General features: G+C 41.6%; 22 protein-coding genes and 1 tRNA gene. 9 read left to right on the top strand and 14 right to left on the bottom strand.

Annotation, left to right across the window (positions count from 1 at the left end):
* Positions 1–9 precede the first annotated feature (9 nt).
* The 3 genes from L3V77_RS11685 to L3V77_RS11675 all read right to left on the bottom strand — a co-directional run bounded on the left by L3V77_RS11685 (position 10) and on the right by L3V77_RS11675 (position 3,325).
* Positions 10–576 carry a multiheme c-type cytochrome gene (locus L3V77_RS11685; RefSeq protein ID WP_275134320.1) on the bottom strand — a complete coding sequence of 189 codons (567 nt, stop codon included), beginning with the start codon at positions 574–576 and terminating at the stop codon, positions 10–12.
* Positions 577–658: 82 nt separating this feature from the next.
* Positions 659–1,705: an ethylbenzene dehydrogenase-related protein gene (locus tag L3V77_RS11680; protein WP_275134319.1), complete on the bottom strand. Its 1,047-nt coding sequence runs from the start codon at positions 1,703–1,705 to the stop codon at positions 659–661.
* A 726-nt stretch (positions 1,706–2,431) separates the two neighbouring features.
* Positions 2,432–3,325 carry a LysR family transcriptional regulator gene (locus tag L3V77_RS11675; RefSeq protein WP_275134318.1) on the bottom strand — a complete coding sequence of 298 codons (894 nt, stop codon included), beginning with the start codon at positions 3,323–3,325 and terminating at the stop codon, positions 2,432–2,434.
* Positions 3,326–3,416: 91 nt separating this feature from the next.
* Here L3V77_RS11675 and L3V77_RS11670 point away from each other — a divergent pair, with 91 nt between their 5' ends.
* Positions 3,417–4,337, top strand: a complete 921-nt coding sequence (locus L3V77_RS11670) for an NAD(P)H-binding protein (protein ID WP_275134317.1) — start codon at positions 3,417–3,419, stop codon at positions 4,335–4,337.
* 55 nt (positions 4,338–4,392) lie between these two features.
* Here L3V77_RS11670 and L3V77_RS11665 read toward each other — a convergent pair.
* The 3 genes from L3V77_RS11665 to L3V77_RS11655 form a co-directional block, all read right to left on the bottom strand.
* Positions 4,393–4,483 (bottom strand) — tRNA-Ser (locus tag L3V77_RS11665).
* A gap of 143 nt (positions 4,484–4,626) precedes the next feature.
* Positions 4,627–6,426, bottom strand: a complete 1,800-nt coding sequence (locus L3V77_RS11660; protein WP_275134316.1) for a DUF3413 domain-containing protein — start codon at positions 6,424–6,426, stop codon at positions 4,627–4,629.
* A 19-nt stretch (positions 6,427–6,445) separates the two neighbouring features.
* The gene (locus tag L3V77_RS11655) at positions 6,446–6,673 is read right to left on the bottom strand and encodes a YejL family protein (protein WP_195703843.1); all 228 of its coding nucleotides are present in this window, start codon (positions 6,671–6,673) and stop codon (positions 6,446–6,448) included.
* An 84-nt stretch (positions 6,674–6,757) separates the two neighbouring features.
* Between L3V77_RS11655 and yejK the strand changes: the two genes are divergently transcribed.
* Together yejK and asd are read left to right on the top strand one after the other, a co-directional pair.
* Positions 6,758–7,765: a nucleoid-associated protein YejK gene (yejK, locus tag L3V77_RS11650; protein WP_275134315.1), complete on the top strand. Its 1,008-nt coding sequence runs from the start codon at positions 6,758–6,760 to the stop codon at positions 7,763–7,765.
* Positions 7,766–8,077: 312 nt separating this feature from the next.
* Positions 8,078–9,190 (top strand): aspartate-semialdehyde dehydrogenase, encoded by a 1,113-nt coding sequence (gene asd, locus L3V77_RS11645; RefSeq protein ID WP_275136755.1) that lies wholly within the window; start codon positions 8,078–8,080, stop codon positions 9,188–9,190.
* A gap of 98 nt (positions 9,191–9,288) precedes the next feature.
* Here asd and L3V77_RS11640 read toward each other — a convergent pair whose 3' ends face one another.
* Entirely contained in the window at positions 9,289–10,140 is an 852-nt protein-coding gene (locus tag L3V77_RS11640) for an ion transporter (RefSeq protein ID WP_275134314.1), read from the bottom strand.
* A gap of 577 nt (positions 10,141–10,717) precedes the next feature.
* Here L3V77_RS11640 and adhE point away from each other — a divergent pair.
* Positions 10,718–13,402 (top strand): bifunctional acetaldehyde-CoA/alcohol dehydrogenase, encoded by a 2,685-nt coding sequence (gene adhE, locus L3V77_RS11635; protein ID WP_275134313.1) that lies wholly within the window; start codon positions 10,718–10,720, stop codon positions 13,400–13,402.
* A gap of 198 nt (positions 13,403–13,600) precedes the next feature.
* Here adhE and L3V77_RS11630 read toward each other — a convergent pair whose 3' ends face one another.
* From L3V77_RS11630 to znuC, 4 genes are all read right to left on the bottom strand, one after another.
* Positions 13,601–14,284 carry an SDR family oxidoreductase gene (locus tag L3V77_RS11630; RefSeq protein WP_275134312.1) on the bottom strand — a complete coding sequence of 228 codons (684 nt, stop codon included), beginning with the start codon at positions 14,282–14,284 and terminating at the stop codon, positions 13,601–13,603.
* Positions 14,285–14,490: 206 nt separating this feature from the next.
* On the bottom strand, positions 14,491–15,006 hold the full coding sequence (locus L3V77_RS11625; protein ID WP_275134311.1) for a VC2046/SO_2500 family protein: 516 nt from the start codon (positions 15,004–15,006) through the stop codon (positions 14,491–14,493).
* Between the two features lie 88 nt (positions 15,007–15,094).
* Complete coding sequence (gene znuB / locus L3V77_RS11620) at positions 15,095–15,880, bottom strand: zinc ABC transporter permease subunit ZnuB (RefSeq protein WP_275134310.1); 786 nt, start codon at positions 15,878–15,880, stop codon at positions 15,095–15,097.
* The gene (gene znuC, locus L3V77_RS11615; protein WP_275134309.1) at positions 15,873–16,655 is read right to left on the bottom strand and encodes a zinc ABC transporter ATP-binding protein ZnuC; all 783 of its coding nucleotides are present in this window, start codon (positions 16,653–16,655) and stop codon (positions 15,873–15,875) included. Before znuC ends, znuB begins: the two co-directional genes overlap by 8 nt.
* Positions 16,656–16,734: 79 nt before the next feature.
* Between znuC and znuA the strand changes: the two genes are divergently transcribed.
* The 4 genes from znuA (at position 16,735) to L3V77_RS11595 (ending at position 20,547) form a co-directional block, all read left to right on the top strand.
* Positions 16,735–17,616 carry a zinc ABC transporter substrate-binding protein ZnuA gene (znuA, locus tag L3V77_RS11610; RefSeq protein ID WP_275134308.1) on the top strand — a complete coding sequence of 294 codons (882 nt, stop codon included), beginning with the start codon at positions 16,735–16,737 and terminating at the stop codon, positions 17,614–17,616.
* Positions 17,617–17,813: 197 nt separating this feature from the next.
* On the top strand, positions 17,814–18,041 hold the full coding sequence (locus tag L3V77_RS11605; protein ID WP_275134307.1) for a FeoA family protein: 228 nt from the start codon (positions 17,814–17,816) through the stop codon (positions 18,039–18,041).
* Positions 18,041–20,320, top strand: a complete 2,280-nt coding sequence (feoB, locus tag L3V77_RS11600) for a Fe(2+) transporter permease subunit FeoB (RefSeq protein WP_275134306.1) — start codon at positions 18,041–18,043, stop codon at positions 20,318–20,320. The genes L3V77_RS11605 and feoB overlap by 1 nt, the downstream gene beginning before the upstream one ends.
* Complete coding sequence (locus tag L3V77_RS11595) at positions 20,317–20,547, top strand: FeoC-like transcriptional regulator (RefSeq protein WP_195703832.1); 231 nt, start codon at positions 20,317–20,319, stop codon at positions 20,545–20,547. Before feoB ends, L3V77_RS11595 begins: the two co-directional genes overlap by 4 nt.
* 38 nt (positions 20,548–20,585) lie before the next feature.
* Here the strand turns inward: L3V77_RS11595 and L3V77_RS11590 are convergent, their stop codons facing one another.
* Both L3V77_RS11590 and argS read right to left on the bottom strand, forming a co-directional pair.
* On the bottom strand, positions 20,586–21,014 hold the full coding sequence (locus L3V77_RS11590) for an HIT domain-containing protein (protein WP_275134305.1): 429 nt from the start codon (positions 21,012–21,014) through the stop codon (positions 20,586–20,588).
* Positions 21,015–21,148: 134 nt separating this feature from the next.
* Positions 21,149–22,882, bottom strand: a complete 1,734-nt coding sequence (gene argS / locus L3V77_RS11585; RefSeq protein ID WP_275134304.1) for an arginine--tRNA ligase — start codon at positions 22,880–22,882, stop codon at positions 21,149–21,151.
* 217 nt (positions 22,883–23,099) lie between these two features.
* Between argS and L3V77_RS11580 the strand changes: the two genes are divergently transcribed.
* Positions 23,100–23,693 (top strand): VOC family protein, encoded by a 594-nt coding sequence (locus L3V77_RS11580; RefSeq protein ID WP_275134303.1) that lies wholly within the window; start codon positions 23,100–23,102, stop codon positions 23,691–23,693.
* 135 nt (positions 23,694–23,828) lie between these two features.
* Here L3V77_RS11580 and gloA read toward each other — a convergent pair whose 3' ends face one another.
* Complete coding sequence (gloA, locus tag L3V77_RS11575) at positions 23,829–24,245, bottom strand: lactoylglutathione lyase (protein WP_275134302.1); 417 nt, start codon at positions 24,243–24,245, stop codon at positions 23,829–23,831.
* Positions 24,246–24,260: the final 15 nt, after the last annotated feature.

Below are 24,260 nucleotides of genomic sequence, written 5' to 3'. Positions count from 1 at the left end.
TGTGCTCCTTTAATTACCAACGCCATGACAGTCTATACACATCAGTATTCGTTCCGTGTGTTCAATATTTTTCATTGGTTCGATGTCATTGTGAATATTGTGGCAAGAGGCGCAGCTTACTGGTTTAACGTGCACATCATGCGTCCACTCAGCGTCTCTCAAGTTTTCTATAGAGTGGCAGTTCATGCATTGCTGGTTCTGATCAAAACTCGTCATTGAATGGTGTTCAGAAAAACGGATTATTGAGTTGTCTTTCTTAGGGTGTTTATCTTTAATGCCATGACAGGCGGTGCAGTTATTTAAAAACGTGTCACTAGCGTGCGAACCGACAGTGGAAATGGCACTGATGTCTTTGATGAGTCTTTTTTTCTGGTGGCAGCGAATACAACGTTTGTTCTCTTTAAGCAACGTATCCATTTCAAATTCTTTGGATAACTGAGTTTGAAAGATTTGCTCACGGTCTGTATCGATACTGGAATTTGCTATTACCATTTCTTGAGAGTAAGAATTACTATTAACGAAGACCGAGAAAAAACCGATGATTAATATTTTACGAAATAGGTTAACGTTAAACATGAATTCCTCTCCATTAAATAGTGTAGGAATCAAATTAGGCCAATAATTATTGGCCTAATTTATTACTTATATTCTACGAGGATTATTTAAACTCTAGGTTTAATACACCGCGATGGAATACGTGGTTGATTTGTGAATTATCAAATACAGCGACACCAAATGGATAGGCTTTATTCATTTCTTTAAACTGAACGTCTTGTGTGTCGGCATTTTTGCCGCTCGTAACAAGCTTACGTTTCATTTCTAAAGTCCAAATACCATCTTTCCACATTGCACCTACTTCAACATCTCCACGAGAGCCAGTGAACGGCGAACCAGTCAAACCTGGTATTCTTTCAAGCTTGTCGTAGTCGGCTGTAAATGGTTTTTTCTCGGTGTCTAATATTAGTAAGGTGTCTTGCTTCAGGTTGTCTGAAACAAATGCGGGTTGGCCATCTTTCACGTTATTAACGTAACCGCCACCATCTTTGTCATCGCCTTTACGTCCCCAACCTTTGTTTACTTTAGGGTCGGTGTTGCTATTGACGTGTTGGTCATCAAGTTGATTATGGACCGCACTACGTACTCCTTTCCAATGCCACATATCAATGTACTGGCCTTCTTTGGTGTATTTACGAGCTGGGTTCTTATCTTCAATACCATTGATCATGCCGTCTTTAGAACGGTGACATGCTGAATTACAGCCTTTCTCTTCAAAGCCATCGGCGTTGATGTTCCAGAAGACAGCAAATTTATCTTCATAGTATGTATTGTCGTGGCCTGTACTATCTTTGTTTGAAAGCTGTTTCCATGAACCATCTTCCTGTTTTACCCAAGGGAAGCGGTCGATACTTTTGGTTGGATCATCGTAGCTAACCAAAAAGTAGACGTACTCGTCATCGTATAAAGACTTCATTTCAACAGTGGTTTTTTTAATACCTTTGTAACCGTTATCTGGTTTGTACGGCAGTTTATTGAGCTTAACTTTAACGGATTTTGCGTCGTCCCAAAGTTGGTCTGCAGCGCCATCAATGGTTATGTTTGATGTGATTTTACTACTTTCTAAAATATCACCTTTAGCTTGGGCTAAGCTAAATGGCAATAACGATAGTGCAACGGCTGTACTGGTTGCGATAATTGAATATTTCATTTTCCGCTCCTGTGGCTTTCGAAATATGTCTACCACTAAAGAGTAGGAGTGTTCGGTATACCTAAACTTGATTAGTATCAAACTAATATATATATCAATTAACTATTAAATGGCTTTGTGAGCTTACGGATAATTTATGATAAGTGTAATTATACGGCCACTAAAAGATGATAATTAAAGTTATCATCTTTTAGTGGCCGTATAATTTTTTACTTTGAATTAGATAGTTAGTCTGATTAGTCATAGATTGGATTGGAATTATTTTAAATGCGGTACTATTTCTTTCTACGTCATTCTTGATAACTTGATAACTTGATAATCTAGGTTCGTTTTATTTATAAGTACAGACAAGATAAAAAATAATGGGCCTTGCCTGTACTATTTAATGGGGTAACGAGCGCTTCGAACATCTTACTTTCTTGTGGTAATTCACATGATGCTGTTTAGATAGTAACCAGCGGTGTTTTGTCGCCACAATATGCCATATTTTATAACGGTATAGAATGAATTGGTTGAGGAAGCGTCATTGTCTTATCAAGGTTTCAGCCATCAATGCTACATTTTCAAAGCTCACAATCACCTCAGATACTACAATGGAAAATGAAATAACACCCCTGTCTACCATATTGAAAATATGTGAAGACTTGAACGTAAAATGTGCGTTAAGTAAGTAGACTTAAATACGTCTAATCCGATCATTGGAGCTACTTAAAACCGACGTAAAGGCTATTTTAAGGCGTCGGTCAGTGTTTTTGCTAAATAGTCCATCATGACTCTTATTTTCTGATTGTGTTGTACGTCTCTATGACATACTAAATAAACGGGTAATTCTGGCAGTTTAATGCCTACCTCTATTTTTTGTAACGAAAGCTTGGTTGCGAGCTCGCTATGTGTCACGACGATACCCCCATCTTTTCGCGCCAATTCAATCTGAATAGGCATAAAATCGCAACGAAGTTTAAAGTCTTCGTTCTTTAAGTTCCACCCCAACAATTGGCTACCTTGTTCTATTTGAGTGTCTCTGTCGTAACCTAATATTCGATGTTCTAAGAGTGCCTCTAGGGAATGCGGTGTTCCAAAATTCTCTAAGTAGCCGCGACTCGCATAAAACCCAAGTGGTATATCAAAGAGGTGTCTAGAGACAAGATCTATCTGAGTTGGTCGAAACATTCGTATCGCAACATCTGCATCTCTTTTATCTATGTTTGAAGCTTGGTTAGTCACCTCTATCTCAACGCTTATATCAGGATATTGGTTTAGAAACGTCGGGAGAATATTAGGAAGGTAATAATTCGCCAGCAGTTCGTTAGCGGAGAGTCTGATTCTGCCTGACAATTCGTTGGTGTGCCCACCAACAAGTCGTTGAAGCCGAAATGCAGAACTCTGCATTAATTTTGCTTCTTCTAGCAGTACCAACCCGAACTCAGTCAACGTAATTCCTTGCGTACTCCGATTAAATAGAGCTTGCCCAAGCTGCTTTTCTAGATCCACTAATTGCCTGCTCAGTGTGGGTTGAGAAACAGCAAGCGTTGAAGCGGCTTTGCTTACCGTTCCAGATTCAGCAGCGGTGACAAAATAGTGCCAGCTTTGCCAGTTAACCATTATTGTCTGGTTATTCATTTTTGCATATCCATTCGTCATTTTTGACGATTCTTAAGTCTTAATATGAATAGTAAAGTATCAGCACGGTGTAAATCAATGAGTAACGAATATGAAAACCGCTTTGATTTTAGGAATTACGGGAAAGTTTGGTCGAGAGATGGCCGTGGCGCTGACAAATAAAGGTTGGAATGTTAAAGCGATAGTAAGAAGTAGAAAGTACTTGACGGACCAACACTCAAACTACCAAATTGTCGAAGGGAATTATCAAGATAAGGCTCTGTTAGAGCGCGCGTCTGACGGTGTTGACCTAATTGTTTATGCGATTAATTTACCGTATCCAGATTGGCATCGGTTAGCGCTTAGCATGTTGGAACCCGTTGTTCAGTTGGCAGAAAATAAAAAGCGGCATGTATTATTTCCAGGTAATGTGTATAGCTATGAACCGAGTTTGACGCCTATAACTGAAGATGCACCGATGGTCGGTGTGACACCGAAAGGTGAAATTAGGAAAGAAATGGAATTGAGGTTGTTGGCAGCAGCAAATAACGGTGCAAAGGTGACAATTATTAGGGCAGGGGATTTCATTAGTGAAGGCGAGGGTGGGGAGTGGCTAAAAATGATGCTTAAAAAAAGAGGCAATGAACGCTTTGTAATGCGTCAACCTCACTCTTTAGCCCACCGTCATTTTTGGAGTTATTTGCCTGATTTATGTACCAATGCGGTGAGCGCAGTTGAACAACAGAATCTCCAATTTGAGTTATGGCACGACTCTGGGTTGGTGTTGACAGGTAAAGACTGGCAGCATGCGTTCAAAAATATTGGATACAAACTCGAGCTCTCTGATTTCCCATGGTGGAGTTTGTCTATTCTGGCCTTATTCGTCCCTCTAATAAGAGAGGTCAAAGAAATGAAATATTTATGGGAGAAAGAGCTAATACTTGATGGAAGTAAGCTACAGAGACAACTGGGAGCCGAATTCAAACATTCGTCGCTTGAAACGATAGTGGCACAATTGGTTAATACATCATAATTGTCCGTTCTATTCAGAACGAAAAAACCCACTGCAAGCAGTGGGTTTTCGAATGTGGCGGAGAGATAGAGATTTGAACTCTAGAAGGGCTACAAACCCTTGCCGGTTTTCAAGACCGGTGCTTTCGACCACTCAGCCATCTCTCCGTGTGGAACGCATAATATAGGGGTTAGAATTACTTGTAAACCCCTGATATGACTGTTTGATGTTTTTTTGTGCAATCAGTGCGACATCTGTCTATGGACGAGTAATAGATGGCTTGATTGCGTCTTTTATTACATCGTTATAATTATTGTTCGGACTCGTAAAAACGTTTTAGCTCTGATAAGCCAAGCATCAATATTGATAGCTTAGTCTTCGAGTCTTTCTCTCGTTTATAGTTGTCATCGTACACTTTGTAGTTTCCATATTTGTCCACTACGGTTGTGTAATCGTCTGTAATCAGTGCGATATCAATACCATCACCAGCCAATATCCATTTTCGTGACGACTTATTTAACAGGCTTTTACCACTGCTATAGTCTTGCGGATTTGAAGAGACACCAAACAGGTCCTGTAAGAGCGTGGTTGAAATGTCAAAATGACTCGTTTTATGAGCGTGCAGTTGAGCGGGTTTGTTTGGCCAGTGTATAACGAGCGGTACATTCAATTGGTAGCGGCTGTAATTTGTGTCGGCTCCCCAACTATTGGATTCTGTTTCATTAAACTCAATTCCGTGGTTGGAGGTGATAATCACAATTGTGTTATCCGCCAAATTCTGTTCGGTAAGGGTAGTAAACACTTTTTCTAATAGCGAATCTAAGTCTGTACTGGCTTGAGAGTAGGAGGCTTTGAGTTTATCGGTTGGAGAACCCGTTGCCGTTTTGTTCTCATAAGACTCGTAATTGCTTATCGTAGAAAGTTCAATATAGCTAAACCATGGAGATTTTGCGTTGGTTTCAAGCCAAGTGGACCAATTTGAAATGGTTGTCTTGTCTTTTCCATCTTCCGATAGATCAAATGCAGATTTGGTCGCTTTCAGTATTGTGGACTTAGACTCATTGTTGTCTGAATGTTCACTACCAAAATATCCAAATTGATAATTTCGCTTCGCCATTTCTTCTATAACAAGTGGCGGTAGATCTCGCGAAACAAGGCTCTTCTTATAGTTCCCCGGAATCCCATAAAAGAGACCAAAGAGACTACCAGAATCGTTATTCGAGCTGTAATGATCGGTAAAACGAATGTTTTCGTTAGCATAACGTTCAAAGTTTGGCATGGTTTCATCGGTAACGAAATCAGCTCTTAGGCTTTCAACCATGACGATGGCAACGTTGTAGTTTTTTGCCTTACTATTGTATTTCAATGGCTCAAGAGGATATCTAACCAATGGCGTTAGTTTTTCATCTTCCTCTAGGCGCTTATTATATTCTGCAGTGTCTATCAGCCCGTGTTTCTGCATAAAAGTTCTCGCTGTCATTGGATAAGAGAGCGGGAAGTTGGCTTTTTGGGCGGTAATGGGCTTATAGAACGAAATGTCAGCCCAGATATACATTAAGTGGCTAGAGATAAAGCAGACAAAAAATAGAACGGTAATTGAGCGTCCAACCCGTTTATTGGTCAATTTTCTCTGTTTGCGCCAGATCCACTCTGATTGGGCCAGCTGCAATAAAAAGATGACCGGTAATACTATAAACAACTGCTGAAGTTCAGTCGCAATGTTACTTTGATCTTTTTCAAGCAGTAATTCCCAAACAACAGGATTTAGATGCAAATGAATTTGCTGGTATGCCTGTGTATCTAATAGGAGAAGTGTTAGCCCCACTGTTGCAAAACACACCGCTACAAAACGGTACAGTTTCCTAGAAGGAATGACAAAGGAAAGTGGAAAGAGTATGAGTAGATAGAGGGCGAAAATTAGAAAGCTAAAATGCCCAATCCATGACCCCACCAAATATAATTGGCCAAGGATGGTTTCGGGCCAAGGTGATTGGCTAATGTAACGCGTACCTATCAACATAGCGGCAACTATGTTGAAAAAAGCAAACCAATGCCCCCAACTTACTAGTCGAGAGACTCGGTCACCGTATGTATTTCCGCTATCTACCATTTAATTTCTTTCTTATATATTAGTGAGTTTTGCTTTCTTCCATAGAGGAAAGAAGTGCTTGTGCAAATTTTTCTGCTATTGCTTTGCGTTGCGTTGCAGGCACATTGGTGTTCAAAACGTTGGTAGCAATATTGCCAGCAATCATAAGTGAAAGCTCTGAACTTGCACCGTGCTTGTCTAATACGGCTGCTATTTCAGTGAGAATGACTTCAATCTGGTCATCGCTATATTTTGATGTAATCGGCATAGTAACTCTAATAATGATAGTGAAAGCGGCTTATGATAACCTACTCTTCATCACAACTGAAATCGAAACCATAATTTATTCGCTATGAGCCTAAATATATCTAATGTCATCTTACATCAATTAACTAAAAATGATCAGGATGAACTAACCGTCAACTACCGGACGGAATCCCTTGAAAATAATCGTTTTTCCGAGGACCTAGTGTCAGAGCTTCACCGTGTTTTTAACGCAAAAGCAGGCAAAGGTTTTGCCGCCTTTCAATCTGACAGCAACTTTAAGAACTGGTTGCAAGAACTTCGCCATGGAGAGAGGAGTTTTTACGATTTTTCTCAAAATTGTGCACTGAGATTAAAAGATGAACTGTCAAAGTATCCATTTGCAGACGAAGGTATTTTGGTCTTGGCTGAATATCAGTCACTTGCGACTGATTATATGTTCATTGCGTTATTGCCATCGCATCAGAGCTTAAAAGTAACGGAAGGGCTTGATATCAGTGCTACGGACTACCTTGATATTAGCAAGATGGATATCGTGGCACGAATCGACTTATCTACCTATGAGACGGACTCTGAATCAAACCGATATCTTTCTTATATAAAAGGAAGGGTTGGCAGAAAAATCGCCGATTTCTTTTTGGATTTCCTTCAAGCTGAAGTGGGTTTAGATACGAAACATCAGAACCTAGTATTGATGCAAGCGGTTGATGATTATTGTACCGATGCGCAGCTTGATAAAGAAGAAACCACAAGCTACAAAAAACAAGTATTTGATTATTGTAGCGAACAGGTCAAGGCCAATGAAGAGTTAGAAGTTAAAGAACTGTCTGGCGAGTTACCGACAAGTACCGATGGGACAAGCTTTTTGGATTACACCGAGGAGCGTGGCTATGAACTGGAAGATAAATTCCCTGTAGATAGAAGCACCGTGAGAAAATTGACCAAGTATGTTGGTGCTGGCGGTGGTTTGAGTATTAATTTCGACAGTATGCTGTTAGGTGAACGGGTTTTTTATGATCCTGAAACGGATACGTTAACCATTAAAGGCACGCCTCCAAACCTAAAAGATCAACTGACACGAAAGAACAACAGCTGATCAGTTATTGGAAGTAAAAAGAGGGCGTAAGCCCTTTTTTTATACGTACAATTGGCCAATTGATGGTTAAATTGGCTCGAAAAACACATTTCATAGCGAATACCTCACGCTCGTGTCATATAGAACATGGCACTTTGGCCTCGCAACGACAAGCCCAACGAGAGTAATTATCAAATACCTTTCTAGTAAACGATTGAAAATAGCCGATTGATTAGATTTTTTTGAGTTTCACATAAAAAAGCTTGTTTTTTTATCAATAAATCATTAATTATGGGAGGAGATATATTGAATTCACACGGAGTGTAGAAAATGATGAGAGTAGGTCTAGTTGGCTGGCGTGGTATGGTCGGCTCTGTTTTAATGCAGCGTATGGTAGAAGAGAAAGATTTCGACCATATCGAACCCGTTTTTTATAGTACATCTCAGATTGGTATTCCAGCCCCTCAGCTTGGAAAAGAGACAGGGATGTTACAAGATGCTTTTGATATTGAGAGTTTAAAGCAGCTCGATGCCATTATTACCTGCCAGGGTGGTGGTTATACAGAAAAAGTGTATCCAGCATTACGCCAAGCGGGTTGGAAAGGGTATTGGATAGATGCGGCGTCGACGCTTCGTATGAAAGACGATGCAATTATTACGCTTGACCCAGTAAACTTAGCGCAGATTCAACAAGGCATTGCGAGTGGAACCAATACTTTTGTGGGTGGCAACTGTACCGTTAGCTTGATGCTGATGGGACTGGGCGGCCTATATGAAAAAGGCATGATAGAGTGGATGAGTGCGATGACGTATCAAGCGGCTTCTGGCGCTGGTGCGAAAAACATGCGTGAACTTATATCTCAAATGGGCACCATTAGTGAATCTGTTAGTACAGAGCTCGCTGACCCATCTAGCTCGATCTTAGATATTGACAGAAAAGTGGCAGAAACAATCCGTTCATCATCTTTCCCGACAGACCAGTTTGGTGTTCCTCTAGCAGGCTCGCTTATCCCTTGGATTGATGTGAAACGCGATAATGGTCAGAGCAAAGAAGAATGGAAAGCGACAGTCGAGACGAATAAGATCCTTGGACTTGATCAGAGCCCAGTTCCTATAGATGGAACCTGTGTCAGAATTGGTTCAATGCGTTGTCACTCGCAAGCGTTGACTATTAAACTCAAGCAAGACGTACCAATGGATGAGATAGAAGACATTATCGCGTCTCATAATGAATGGGTTAAAGTCATTCCGAATGACCGTGACATTACCTCACAGGAGCTGAGTCCTGCGAAAGTAACCGGCACACTTTCTGTTCCTGTGGGTCGTTTACGTAAAATGACGATGGGTAATGATTTCTTGAATGCATTTACAGTTGGTGACCAACTGTTATGGGGGGCGGCTGAACCGCTTCGTAGAACATTGAGAATAATTCTTGAATCAAAATAGGAGATAATTCGTCATTGAATTGTCTCCTATTTAGCTTTTTAATTGAAGCAAATATAGAACATATAAAGGCGCATTACTTTTTAAGTTGCGCCTTTTTGTTACTCATCATCTGCAGGCACTACTCGATTGTCTGGATCCGCAAGCTCACTGCCACAATGTTTACAGAACATAGAGTCAGGATCGTGTCCGCTTTTCATACAGTTAGGACATTTTACTAAGCTTTTGTGTGAATTCATTTCTTGACTCAATTCGGCGGTAATAATACCCGTAGGGACGGCTAGAATAGAGTAACCCAATAACATGGTTACGGCCGCAACAGCTTTGCCTAACCCAGTTTGAGGCACCAAATCACCGTAGCCAACGGTGGTAATGGTCACAATGGCCCAATAGATGCTTTGAGGGATGCTGGTGAAGCCGTGCTCCGGCCCTTCAATCACATAGAGTAAAGCACCAAAAATGGTGACTAATATGGCGACGGCGCTAAAGAATATAAATATCTTCCGGCGCGACATGAGTAGAGACCTAAGTAATATGTTGGAGTCTTGTAGGTATCTGACCAGTTTTAATATTCTGAATATCCTTAAAACCCTTATCAATCGAATCACGGTCATAAAAGACGCGGAAGGGAAGATGATCGTTAAATAGGTAGGAAGGATAGCGAGTACGTCGATGATCCCATAAAAACTTTTGGCATAAGCGGTTGGTTTTGGTGAACACCAGAGCCGAATTAAGTACTCAATAGTGAAGAGGCCAGTAAACCCATACTCTAAGAAATGAAACGTATCTGACCACTCTTTGCTGATAGAGGAGACGGAATCGAGTAGCAGCACCAATAAAGAGAGCAAAATAGCGACAATGACGCATATGTCGAAAACCTTTCCTGCAGTGGTATGGGTACCAAATATAATGACATACGTTTTATGCTTAAGCGTTTTATTCCCTTGGTCCATTTTGCACTCTTATTAGTTTTTGGTTGTGTTCAATTTGAGCGATAACACCGTCTAGTATAGGGAGGTTCTTCTGTAGAAAGAAGCGAGGGACGTAATCACCTATAGTAATTGGTGAATATTTTGTTAAAAAGCGCACATTTTTGAGAAATATGGTCATGTTAAGTGGTGTTGTCAAAAACAAGCTATATACTGCTTAGTAGCACGTCGTTATTGTGGTTAAGTTGGTTATTTGTAAGTAAAGTGAAAGTTTTTTACGAAACCTGTTATTTAAGAAATACTTACATGTCTTAGGTTATGTTTTTTTTGAACATAAAAATTTTTTATTTTTATTTTTAAAAACAAAGTGATAGACTCGATCATAGAAGTTAATTACCCCTAATTAGGTAATTAATTTTTCAGAACTGATCTGAGTCAATTAATTTCAAGCTGTGAAATATTATACTCAGTACTGAAAGCAATTTACTAAGTTTGTAGTGTTCTTTCACTTTGCCCTAAATGGTGAATGAACGATTCAAAGCAAGAGCTCAACAGCCTTAATAAAGAGTTTTTAATATTTTTTAATTTATGGAGATTAATTATGCCTGTAACAAATTTGGCTGAACTAGATGCTTTAGTAGCACGAGTTAAAATCGCACAAGAAGAATTTTCTACCTTCTCTCAAGAGCAAGTAGACAAGATTTTCCGTGCGGCTTCTCTTGCAGCTAACCAAGCTCGTATACCTCTTGCACAACAAGCGGTTGCTGAGTCTGGCATGGGTATCATTGAAGACAAGGTTATCAAAAACCACTTTGCTTCTGAGTTCATCTATAACAAGTATAAAGATGAGAAAACGTGTGGCGTGCTAGACGAAGACGTCAGCATGGGAACTATGACTATCGCAGAACCAGTCGGTATTATCTGTGGTATCGTTCCAACAACTAACCCAACGTCAACAGCGATTTTTAAATCTCTAATTTCGTTAAAAACACGTAACGGTATCATCTTCTCGCCACACCCACGCGCTAAAAATTCTACTAACGATGCGGCAAAAATTGTACTAGATGCTGCAGTAGCAGCGGGCGCACCAAAAGATATCATTGGTTGGATTGACCAGCCATCTGTAGAGCTTTCAAACGCTCTTATGAAGCATGATGGTATCGCGCTTATCCTTGCAACTGGTGGTCCAGGCATGGTTAAAGCCGCCTACTCTTCAGGTAAGCCAGCTATCGGTGTTGGTGCAGGTAACGTTCCAGTTGTTATCGATGACACAGCAGATGTTAAACGTGCAGTTGCTTCTATCCTTATGTCTAAAACATTCGATAACGGTGTTGTTTGTGCTTCTGAGCAAGCCGTCATCGTTATGGATGAAGTCTATGACGAAGTTAAAGCGCGTTTCGCTTCTCACAAAGGTCACGTATTAAGCAAATCTGACGCAGATAAAGTACGTAAAGTACTGCTTATCGACGGCGGACTTAACGCTAAAATCGTAGGGCAACCTGCGACAGCAATCGCTGAAATGGCGGGTATCAAAGTTCCTGCGGATACTAAAATTCTTGTTGGTGAAGGCCTTGGTGAAGTTTCTTATGACGACGAATTCGCTCATGAAAAACTTTCTCCAACGCTTGGTATGTTCCGCGCGTCTTCATTTGAAAACGCTGTAGCTCAAGCGGTTACTATGGTAGAGATTGGCGGTATCGGTCACACGTCTGGTCTTTACACTGACCAAGATGTAAACGCGGATCGTATTCGTTACTTCGGTGACAAACTTAAAACAGCTCGTATTCTTATAAACATCCCAACGACTCATGGTGGTATCGGTGATCTTTATAACTTTAATGTTGCACCTTCTCTTACGCTTGGTTGTGGTTCATGGGGTGGTAACTCTATCTCTGAAAACGTGGGTCCTAAACACCTAATCAACAAGAAAACTGTTGCTAAGAGAGCTGAAAACATGTTGTGGCATAAACTTCCAAGATCAATCTACTTCCGTCGTGGTAGCCTTCCAATCGCACTTGGCGACCTAGAAGGTAAGAAACGTGCGTTCCTTGTAACTGACCGTTTCCTATTCAACAACGGCTATGCTGATGAAATCGTAAACCTACTTAAAGCACAAGGCATGGAAGTTCAAACTTTCTTCGACGTAGAAGCAGATCCAACGCTATCTGTTGTTGAAAAAGGTGCCGCTCAAATGCAAAGCTACCAGCCTGACGTTATTCTTGCTCTTGGTGGTGGTTCACCTATGGATGCTGCGAAGATCATGTGGGTTATGTATGAGCATCCAGAAACAGCGTTTGAAGAACTAGCAATGCGCTTTATGGATATCCGTAAACGTATCTATAAGTTCCCTAAAATGGGCAAAAAAGCAGAACTTGTTTGTATTACGACTACTTCAGGTACTGGTTCAGAAGTGACTCCGTTTGCCGTTGTTACTGACGACAAAACAGGTGCTAAGTATCCTCTAGCGGATTATGAGCTAACACCTCAGATGGCTATCGTTGATGCAAACCTTGTAATGAATATGCCTAAGTCTCTAACAGCGTTTGGTGGTTACGATGCCGTAACTCACGCACTAGAAGCTTACGTTTCAGTACTTGCGAACGAATACTCAGATGGTCAAGCTCTTCAAGCGCTTAAGATGCTTAAAGAATACTTACCGTCAAGCTATGCGAACGGTGCAAACGACCCAATCGCTCGTGAGAAAGTACACAATGCAGCAACAATCGCAGGTATCGCGTTTGCTAACGCATTCCTAGGTGTTTGTCACTCAATGGCGCACAAGATTGGTAACGCATTCCATTTACCACACGGTCTTGCTAACGCATTACTTATCTCGAACACCGTTCGTTATAACGCAAATGACAACCCAACCAAGCAGACTGCATTCTCACAATATGACCGCCCACAAGCGCGTCGTCGTTATGCAGAAGTGGCTGACCACTTGGGTCTATCTCAAGCTGGCGACCGTACCGCTCAAAAAATCGAGCGTCTGCTTACTTGGTTAGAAGAACTTAAGGTTGATTTGGATATTCCTCTATCAATCAAAGCAGCGGGCGTTTCTGAGGCTGATTTCGTAGCACAAGTTGATGCGATTTCTATCGATGCGTTTGATGACCAGTGTACTGGTGCTAACCCTCGTTACCCGCTAATCTCTGAGCTTAAAGAAGTACTATTGACTTCTTTCCATGGTCATCCGTATGTTGAAGGTGAAACTTTCGAAGGTACAACGGTAATCAAGAAGAAAGACGATCAAAAGCCAGCCGCTACAATAGCGAAGAAAAAGTAAGTCTTGTTGAGTTAGAGAGTTTTCGCTAGCACGTAATTCTCTCAAGATAGAGACAAAAACCCATTGATTATGTCAATGGGTTTTTTTATGTTCAGAATTTAGGGAATCCGATGTTTTGTTTTGAAAGTGATACTAATTCTACTAAATAACGTATGAGATGAAATGTAGTCGATGGAGCCGACATCAAAGGCCTTGTTATTACGCCTCGGCTGCCATCACCCGGCCATTAAAATATTCGTTGGAGACAATATATTCTGCACTCCGAATGAGCTCGTCTTGAATGACGGCCCAGTGTTCTATTTTGTCGTTATCTGAGGTATGAGATACGCCGGGTATGACACAGCCTACGCGGATATTAAAAGGGGCTAACTCCTTCGCCCAACTTTTTGTAAAGCCAGAAACCATACACGTCGCACTATCTTGCCCAATGTTAGATTGCCTAAGTGGGAAGGTAATCATATTGATGATTAAGTTCTTTTTGTTGTTGAGTTGCATATGTTCTGCACCAGCTTGACCAAAACAGAATATAGGGGAGGCGAGTGACGTTAATTGCTCTGAAAATTTTTCTGTACTAATACCGTTAGTCAATGTGGGTAAAGGTAAGCTTGGCCAATAGTTAATCAATACATCAATAGAGAGTTGAAGTTCCTGCTTTATCGTCTCGAAGAGCTGTTGAATACTGTTTTCAGAATAGTCTTTAATAGGGTAGGTAATGACGGTGGTCGACTTCTCTTTACAGCGAAAATGTAGCTCATCCAGTTTCTGGGAGTCGGTATCTATCGCGATTACTTTTGCACCAGATGATGAAAAATGAACCGCCAGTGTGCTACCAAGCGGTGTACCTGCAGATGTGATAAGAATAACCGAACCATTAATATCCATTGTTTCCCTCTAATACTGCACTGCAAATTCAAGGTGTTATGGATTTAATAGTGGTTAATAATTAGCAAACAAGTTGTGAATAGCATCATGAAATGCAAATTCTCGTGCGACTAAATGTTCAGGCTTAGGCTTATCTCACACTGAGCTACCCTATTTGTGAAACGTAATTTTATGGTCGGTGGTGTGGCATTTACTAATAAATTTGATTACACAGCGTGGTTTATCTGGCTTCTCATTTGATTAATAACGAGTTTTTGATAGAGGTGGTCGGTGAGGGTCGGTGCTGGGGTGCTCTTGAGTGCTCTCTTCGTGTGGAAAGACAGGTTTCGATAAACATCTTCACCTAAGTCGTGAGTGTGCTCAGTCAAATAAGCTAACGAATCAGGATTTAACCTGTTTTGTAATCTGGCGCTCTGTAATCCACCTTGATGAAATTGTTCCGATATCCGGGCCCCTTTGAGATAGCTTTCTTGATTCGAACGCAGTTCAGCGCTGATAGGGACCTGCAGTTTGTCTCTTAACTCTGATTCTGAATTGGACGCTAGGTCGACAGGCGAAATAGATACCGTTTCGCGAATATCTTCGGAAAACATCGCGACTAAAAGAGCGAAGTCGGCTCGGCGATGCTGTTTAACGGCGGCACAGATATTGTCACCCACTTGCAGTTCATTGATAACTGCTAGGGTGACCGGTTCTGATGTTTCCGTTGTGGTTAACTGCATGCTAGCTCCTCGCTCGATGCCAATGTATCGGCATATGAGTGAGAAGCTTTAGTCTAAATCTTGATGATTTAATGGAATATTTTTGGAATTAGTCAGCTGACTTCTTAAATTGAGACAACATAAACAGCGCTGCAGCGGAAACCACCACAGAAGGGCCGGCAGGTGTATCGTAATGCCACGATAGCGCAATACCTAGCAACACAGAAACGCAACCAATCAAAGATGACAAGAAAACCATTTGCTCTGGTGTACGAGAGAACTTCCTTGCTGTTGCAGAAGGTATGATAAGCAGGGACGTAATAATCAATGCACCAACAAACTTCATCCCTACGGCGATGACAGTGCCGATGAGTAGCATCAATATAAGTCGCATAAGATCGACATTGGTGCCCTCAACAGCGGCAAGCTCTTCACTCACTGTAGTCGACAACAAAGGTTGCCAAAAATAGTAGAGAATAACTGAAATGACGATGACGCCAAGGTAGATGAAATAGATGTCTGACGGTGAAACTGAGAGCAGGTCGCCAAACAGGTAACTCATTAGGTCTATTCGTACATCATCTAGAAAGCTGATAGAGACCAAACCTAATGATAAAGCACTGTGTGCAAGGATACCAAGTAAGGTATCTGTCCCAACGAGTTGGCGCTTTTGTAAGGTGACTAAAATGAGTGCGATGGCTAAGCAGCAAACAAGAAGTGCAAGGTAGATATTGATATCTAAAAGTACACCTAGCGCCAAGCCAAGCAGCGATGCATGGGCTAACGTGTCCCCAAAATACGCCATACGACGCCACACAACAAAAGACCCTAATGGTCCAGCGATAATGGCGATACCTAATCCAGCGAAAATAGCGGGAAGTAAAAACTCAATCATGACGGTGAACTACCTCATGGTTTTCAGAACAACAATCACCTTTCTCTTTTGGATAGCCGGACAAATCGTGGTGTCCGCTATGAGAATGATGATAAAAAGCGAGGGATTCATCGTTTGGACGGCCAAATAGGGCGACATAAGATGGGTGGGTACTGATTGTTTCGGGTTCACCAGAGCAGCAAACATGGTGGTTGATACAGATAACTTTATCTGTTTTAGCCATAACCAAATGTAGGTCATGAGAGATCATCAGTACGGCGCATTGAAAACGGTGTCGTATGGTTTCTATTAGGTTGTATAACTCAATTTGTCCTTGGACGTCGACACCTTGGGCTGGTTCATCTAAAACCAGAAGTTCAGGCCTCAATAACAGCGCTCTTGCAAGAAGAACCCGTTGGTTTTCGCCTCCAGATAACCGGTGCATGTCGTTTCGAGCCAAATGTTCTGCGCCGACCAGTTTGAGTGCGGTAATCCTTTCTTGCTTGCTATATTTTCCGGCTAGCTTAAGAAAGCGGTCAACGTGTAGCGGTAAAGTGTCATTCAATTTGAGTTTTTGAGGGACGTAACCAATAGTGAGTTTTTTCTTCTTTTCTATCTGGCCTTTGTAAGGCTTTACCAACCCAAGAAGCGCTTTAATTAATGTCGATTTTCCGGCGCCATTCGGCCCGATAATGGTGGTTATCTCGTTGGTGTTTATCTCTAAACTAATGTTGTCTAACACATCACGGTCATCAAACTGAACACTAATATTTTTCATCCTGACAAGCGAGGTCATGAATAAATCTCATTTACAAAGCGACTTGTTATAATATAACATTCGGGCTGAAATTTAAACTAGATTACGTAGCGTATAAATGAATATAATTATTAAGTCTTCTCTATTTTTGCTAACAGTGTTATCTCCGTTGAGTTATGCGACAACGATTATTACAAGCATTAAGCCGTTTCAGCTAATCGCATTAGAGATCACTCAAGGTATTACAGAACCAGAGTCGTTAATCAGTTCGACAGCCTCTCCTCACGATTATGCGATGAAGCCCTCTGATCTAAAGACGGTAAAACGCGCTGATCTCGTGATCTGGTTTGGGCCAGAGTTAGAACCGTTCTTAGAGAAAGTGTTGTTAGGGTCAGAGAACTCGCTTCAGCTATCTGAAAGTGATATCGCCATTGATGAGCATGACGATTCTGACGAAACATCACACGAAGGACATGACCATGGACGTGTTGACCCACATATCTGGCTTGGTCCAACACTCGCTAAGCAAATAGCAAGTGTAATCACGTTGAAACTATCGAAAATTGATCAGGAAAACGCCGTTCAATATCAGGCTAATTACACTCAATTCGTTTCCAATTTGGATAAGACTGTCAGCAAGATAACCGCCGAACTTGCCCCGTATAAAAACAAAGGTTACTACGTATTTCATGACGCCTATGGATACTTCGAATCCTATTTTCAATTGAACAAAATTGGGTACTTTACGCTTTCTCCAGACAGAAAACCCGGCGCAAAAACCTTGATCCAGATCCGTAGTGCATTGAAAAACGGTGCCGCATCTTGTGTGTTCTCCGAACCTCAGTTTAAGCCAGCCACTGTGGAATCTGTCATACGCGGAAGCGATGTATTTGTTGGTGTGCTCGACCCATTAGCCACCGATTTTGAACCAACGAGTGGTGCCTATTTTAGATTTATTGAAGGGTTAGCAAGCGCTTACAAAGAGTGCCTGTCCTATTAATATTTGCTCTTTTTTCAAAGATAATCGATTGTCTTAAGCGGGACAAAGTGTCCGCGAGTGGTTGGAATTCAGAGGTTTATCTAAATGATAATTGTTTTTAATAAGGAAGTTGATATAGAACAATTTAAATGATGCGCTTACTTGATACTATACCTTAATAGAAATTATTATCATTTGAGCATATTTAAGGGCCAACCATGAAACTATCAGAATTGAAAGATGGTCAAAGCGCAAAGATTAGGGCGTTTTCAAATCTGACATTAGAGTTACGAAAAAAACTGATGGTGATGGGCGTGCTTCCGAACACTGAAGTGAAAGTGATTCGCCGCGCACCAATGGGTGACCCTATTCAGGTTCGAGTTAGAGGAATGTCTCTAGCAGTACGTAAAAATATTGCTTCAGAAATTGATGTCGAGGCCATCTAATGCAAACTGAATATAAAATTCTCACTGTAGGTAATCCAAACAGCGGCAAAACAACGCTATTTAATGCTTTAACCGGTGCGAAGCAACAGGTAGGAAACTGGCCTGGTGTCACCGTCGAGAAAAAAACAGGCTTTCTATATCATTCGGGCAACAAGTTTAGCCTAACGGACCTACCCGGTATCTACGCTCTAGATAGTGGAAATGACGCGAACAGCATTGATGAGTCCATCGCTTCAAGAGCGGTATTAACGCATCCAGCTGATCTTATCATTAACGTTGTAGATGCAAGTTGCTTAGAAAGAAGTTTGTATACAACGCTGCAGTTAAGAGAGCTCGGCCGACCAATGATAGTTGTGCTGAATAAGATGGATACGCTTGCCAGAGAACGACAGGTTCTTGATGTTAAAGCACTTGAAAAGACCCTTGGCTGTCCAGTATTAACTCTTTCCGCAAATGACCAACAGCAAGTCAATAAATTTAAAGTAAAACTCCATAAAATTCTGCTTCAAGGTGTGGCACTTTCTGTCCATAACCTAAACTACGGTGATGAGTTAGAACAGGCTATCGCGACTTTAGCTTCAATTTGGAATGAAGAGACTGTGTCCAGCCGTGCGCTTGCAATACGAGCGCTAGAGAACGACGCATTGATACTAAATAGTCTCACTGAAGAAGATAGAGCCAAGGTTCGTCAAACGATATTGAGTGCCGAGATTGATATCGATCTTCAGGTCGCCGATACCAAATATTCTTTTATACACAATGAACTGAAACATATTCGCAAGTCCGAAGGGAAATTGAGCCGTAGCTTTACAGAAAAAGCGGATCTGTTTATTTTAAACAAGTGGGTTGGGGTACCTTTTTTCTTTGTTGTTATGTATTTGATGTTTATGTTCTCTATCAACATTGGTAGCGCATTTATCGACTTTTTTGATATTAGTGTCGGCGCCCTTCTGGTCGATGGTGGACATTACCTATTAGATGCCCACCTTCCTATTTGGCTCGTCACTTTGATTGCTGACGGTGTCGGTGGTGGTATTCAAACTGTAGCGACATTTATCCCTGTGATCGCGGCCTTGTACCTGTTCTTAGCTGTTCTTGAAAGCTCTGGTTATATGGCACGAGCGGCGTTTGTTTTAGATAAAGTAATGCAAAAAATCGGCTTACCAGGCAAAGCATTTGTACCGCTAGTACTCGGGTTTGGCTGTAACGTACCGTCGATTATGGCCACACGAACATTGGATCAAGAACGTGAGCGTAAACTGGCCGCATCAATGGCTCCATTTATGTCCTGTGGTGCACGCTTACCTGTGTACGCACTTTTTGCTGCGGCTTTCTTTCCAGGCAGTGGTCAAAACGTCGTATTTGCTCTCTATATTTTGGGGATACTTGCTGCAGTTGCGACTGGGTTACTATTAAAGAAAACACTCTACCCGGGCTCAAGTGATGCGTTGATCATGGAAATGCCTGATTATGAGATTCCAACCGTGCAAAATGTACTCATTAAAACGTGGCAGAAATTGAAGCGTTTTGTGTTGGGTGCAGGCAAGACGATTGTTGTCGTGGTGACGATATTAAGCTTCTTCAATTCGTTGGGCACAGACGGTTCATTCGGCAATGAAGACAGTGACAAATCAGTATTATCTAAAGCCGCTCAAGTCATCACTCCAGTTTTTGGTCCTATTGGTGTAAACGACGATAATTGGCCTGCAACGGTAGGTATTATTACCGGGATATTCGCTAAAGAAGCCGTCGTTGGCACCTTGAATAGTCTGTATTCTTCTTCGGATAACGGCGAGGGTGCAGAGTTTGATCTGGCGGCAAGTATCGAAGAAGCGGTAATGACTATTCCAGAAAACTTGATGGGACTGAGTTTCAGTGACCCGATGGGTATTGAGGTTGGTGACCTTACCGATATAGCGATGGTTGCGGAAGAGCAAGAAGTCGATACGAGCATTTTTGGTAATCTTAAATCCAATTTTGTTACAGGACACGCTGCATTTTCTTACCTAATTTTCATACTGCTTTACACGCCTTGTGTTGCCGCAATGGGCGCGTACATGAAAGAGTTTGGTCGCAAGTATGCTGCATTTATTGCAAGCTGGACCATGTTGCTTGCCTATACTGGAGCCGCACTTTATTACAACGTTATGCACTTCAGCGCACAACCAGTAACGAGTGCCTCATGGATTGTCGGTGTTCTTGTTGTTTGGATTGGAACCTACTTCTTACTTAAGAAAGAAGGGCAGAAACAGATGACTTTAACCGAGGCAATGGCTTGATTCTTTCTGACCTTAAAGCATACATTTTTGAACAGGGTAGTGTTACACGCACTGAATTAGCTAAGAAATTCGCCCTGAGTGAAGACGGTGTCGATGCGATGCTGGAGGTATGGGTGACAAAAGGTTCACTATCGCGGATAGTGGATCTGGATAAGAGAGATAACGTTAGGCAAATACGGTATAGGGCAGTCCATAGTAACGATATTCAAATGACGGTTATCTCGTAGTCATAATTTTTATATTTTCACTTATCAACACAAAGAGCCTACTGTTTCTGAAACACACGGCTCTTTAGTAACTCACCTGTTACTTTCTTAATTAATGCGCTCTGTTCATCATTCGTTCGATACCTACCTGCTGTATTTCCCCAGATTGGCCCCGGCCATGCGATATCAGATATAAAACGAGCGACATGGTGAATATGCAGTTGAGGAACCATATTGCCTAATGCACCCAGATTTAGCTTATCGGGTAAGAAAATCGCTTCTAACATCTTCGAAATAATTTGGCTTTCAATCAAAAACTGATGCTGCTGATCCATTGATAACTGATGTAATTCTTTTACACCATCGACCTTCGGTACCAGAATTATCCACGGTACACTGTCGTCTTTATTAAGAAGAATGGTACATAAAGGGAACTCGCCAATCTTAGATGTGTCTTGTTCTAATTGAGGATGTAATGCAAAAGCCATCACGAAGATCTCTGTTGTGTCATGATGTCTATTTATAACATGTAATGAGAATGGTAATAAACAATAAGCGGTTAATTTGCAGTAAGATATATAAAATAGCCCCGTATTAAACGGGGCTTTTCATATTGAAAATATTACATACGTTCTAGCGTATCTATACCAAGCAGTGATAAACCCTGCTTGATTGTTTTTGCGGTTAACGCCGCCAATTTCAGACGACTTTGTTTAATGGACTCGTTTTCTGCAACCAGAATAGGACAGGCTTCATAGAAGCTAGAGAATAGGCCCGCCAATTCAAACAGATAACTACACATGATGTGGGGTTGACCCTCACGTGCAACAGATTGAACGGCTTCTTCAAATTGAAGTAGTTTCGCGATAATCGCCTTTTCTTTCTCTTCAGTAATCACTATGTCACCAGTGATGCCATCCATTGAGATGCCCGCTTTCGCAAAGATAGATGCGACACGAGTATACGCATACTGCATGTATGGCGCGGTATTGCCTTCGAAAGCCAACATGTTATCCCAATCAAAGATATAGTCGGTTGTACGGTGCTTTGATAGGTCAGCGTATTTTACGGCAGCCATTGAAACGGTAGCGGCAATCGCTTCTTTTTCGGCTTCACCTAATTCAGGGTTTTTGCTCTCAATAAGCTTCTGTGCTCTAACCTGTGCTTCGTCTAGTAGGTCAGCTAGGCGAACCGTACCGCCAGCACGCGTTTTAAATGGACGACCATCTTTACCAAGCATCATGCCAAAAGCGTGATGCTCTAGCGTGACTTCTTCAGGTACGTAACCAGCTTTACGAACGATTGTCCAAGCCTGCATTAGATGTTGATGCTGACGGGAATCGATGAAGTATAATACGCGGTCTGCTTTTAGCGTTTCGTATCGGTATTTTGCACAGGCGATGTCAGTGGTCGTGTAAAGGAAACCACCATCACGTTTTTGGATGATAACACCCATCGGCTCGCCATCTTTATTCTTGTATTCGTCCAGAATAACAACCTGAGCACCGTCGTTTTCTACTGCGAGACCTTTTTCTTTTAGATCAGCAACAATACCCGGCAGCATGTCGTTGTACATGCTTTCACCCATCACATCATCACGGGTAAGAGAAACACTCAAACGGTCATAATTATGTTGGTTCTGAATCATCGTGACATCGACAAGTTTTTTCCACATCTCAGCGCAGTATTGATCCCCGCCTTGAAGTTTAACGACATAGCTACGAGCGAGCTTGGCAAATTCTTCGTCTTCATCGTACAGTTTTTTTGATTCACGGTAGAAAGTTTCAAGGTCAGATAGCTCCATTGATACTTCGCCAGATTCTTTTTGAATACGCTCTAGGTTAGCGATAAGCATACCGAACTGAGTACCCCAATCACCAATATGGTTAGCACGCACGACGTTATGACCAAGAAATTCAAGGGTACGAACAACCGCATCACCGATGATAGTTGAGCGTAAGTGCCCTACGTGCATCTCTTTTGCTACGTTTGGCGCGGAATAGTCCGCGACGATAGTCTTTTGTTCTTCTACTCTCACACCTAAGCGTTCATCAGCGAGTGCTAACTCAGCTTGGCTTGCAAGGAACGCTTCACTTAGAAAAATATTGATGAAACCAGGACCGGCAATCTCTGTTTTGCTAGCGATGCCATCAAGATCGAGTACGTCCAATACTTTTTGAGCAAATTCTCTTGGGTTAATGCCTAATTTTTTTGCAACGCCCATTACACCATTTGCTTGGTAGTCACCAAATTGTGCTTTTGCAGATTGGCGTACAGCAGCAGGGCTGCCTTCAGGTGCGCCAGCGGCTACAAGAGCCAGAGATACTTTGTCATTAATAAGTGCTTGGATATTCACACGAGATTCCTTCAATTCTTAGAATTGTATTGCTATGCGTTTTCGGCGTTCTTGCGTAAGCCAACATAGGACGCATACAGCATATTTGTTTATAAAAATGGGGGTAATAATAGCAAGTTAACCCCTTGGCTAACAGATAAAGAAAAACAAATTGTTATACTTTTTTTCGTTGTTATTGATAATATCGGGAACAAATTGACAAATAGAGTAGCCCAAGATGACTAACCGGTTGTTTGAATGCGAGTTAACACCTGAGCAGATGCTAAAAAACGTGCCACAATTTTCAGATAAAATTATCAAATTGATGCAAGACATTGGGCTTGATTTGACAACGTATCAAGCCGATCACATTGCTCTTCGTATCAATGATTACCAGCTAACAGAGCAAGCTCATGACGCGTGGCTAGAATTTGGTAAGGTGATTTCTTCTGCGTATATCAATGGTCGACCGATTATTGTGTTGGAACTCAATCAATCTATTTCAGTACGAGACTGGACTGTAGAATGCTTAGAATTACCTTATCCAGCAAAAGGTAAGCACTATCCAGAGCAAGGATGGGAACATATGGAGTTTGTTATTCCATCTGAAGCAAAGACGGCAGAAGAGTACTTAGAAGAACTAAAGTTTCGCATTCCTAAATTGAACGATATGTGGGATAAAATGGGGCTGCTGGGAATAACGACCAAGATTTCTAGCCCTAAAGGAGAGGATGAACGTTTAGCCAATCCGACCGTTGCGTTTAAAAGGAATGAGGTGTGTATAAAACTGCACCCACACACATTGAAACGTGTCGTTTTATCGGAGGCCTGAATCGATTTGGTTAGTATTGAAGGGTACTTTGCCATTGAACAATACAATGGCAATAGTTAAAGAATGAAACGGGTAACTGATTCTAGATGTGAACTTGGTTGTTCGTCCAGAACGAGAGTCAATTAGAATCGAAGGTTATCCTTCAAGACCTTCGCTTGCTTCTTTATTCTGAATTAACTCAATCATATAGTTGTCTGGATCTTTAACGAAGGCGATTTGTGTTGTACCACCTTTAACGGGTCCTGGTTCACGCGTAATGTTTCCGCCAGCGTTTTTAATCGCATCGCAAGTCGTATAGATGTCATCCACACCGATAGCGATATGACCAAAGGCATTGCCCATTTCGTATTCTGTCGTACCCCAATTGTAGGTAAGTTCAATCACCGATCCCTGAGACTCATCGCCGAAACCGACAAATGCTAAGGTATATTTATATTCTGAGTTCTCGTTTTTTCTAAGTAACTTCATACCCATCACATTGGTATAGAATTCGATAGAACGGTCTAAATCACCGACTCGTAACATTGTGTGTAACACGCGACCATTTGACATTGTACTTCTCCCGGT

This window comes from Vibrio sp. DW001 (assembly GCF_029016285.1).
Taxonomy (GTDB): Bacteria; Pseudomonadota; Gammaproteobacteria; order Enterobacterales; family Vibrionaceae; genus Vibrio.
The sequence above is the reverse complement of the archived record's forward strand: the minus strand, read 5'-3'. Positions and strand labels throughout refer to the sequence as shown.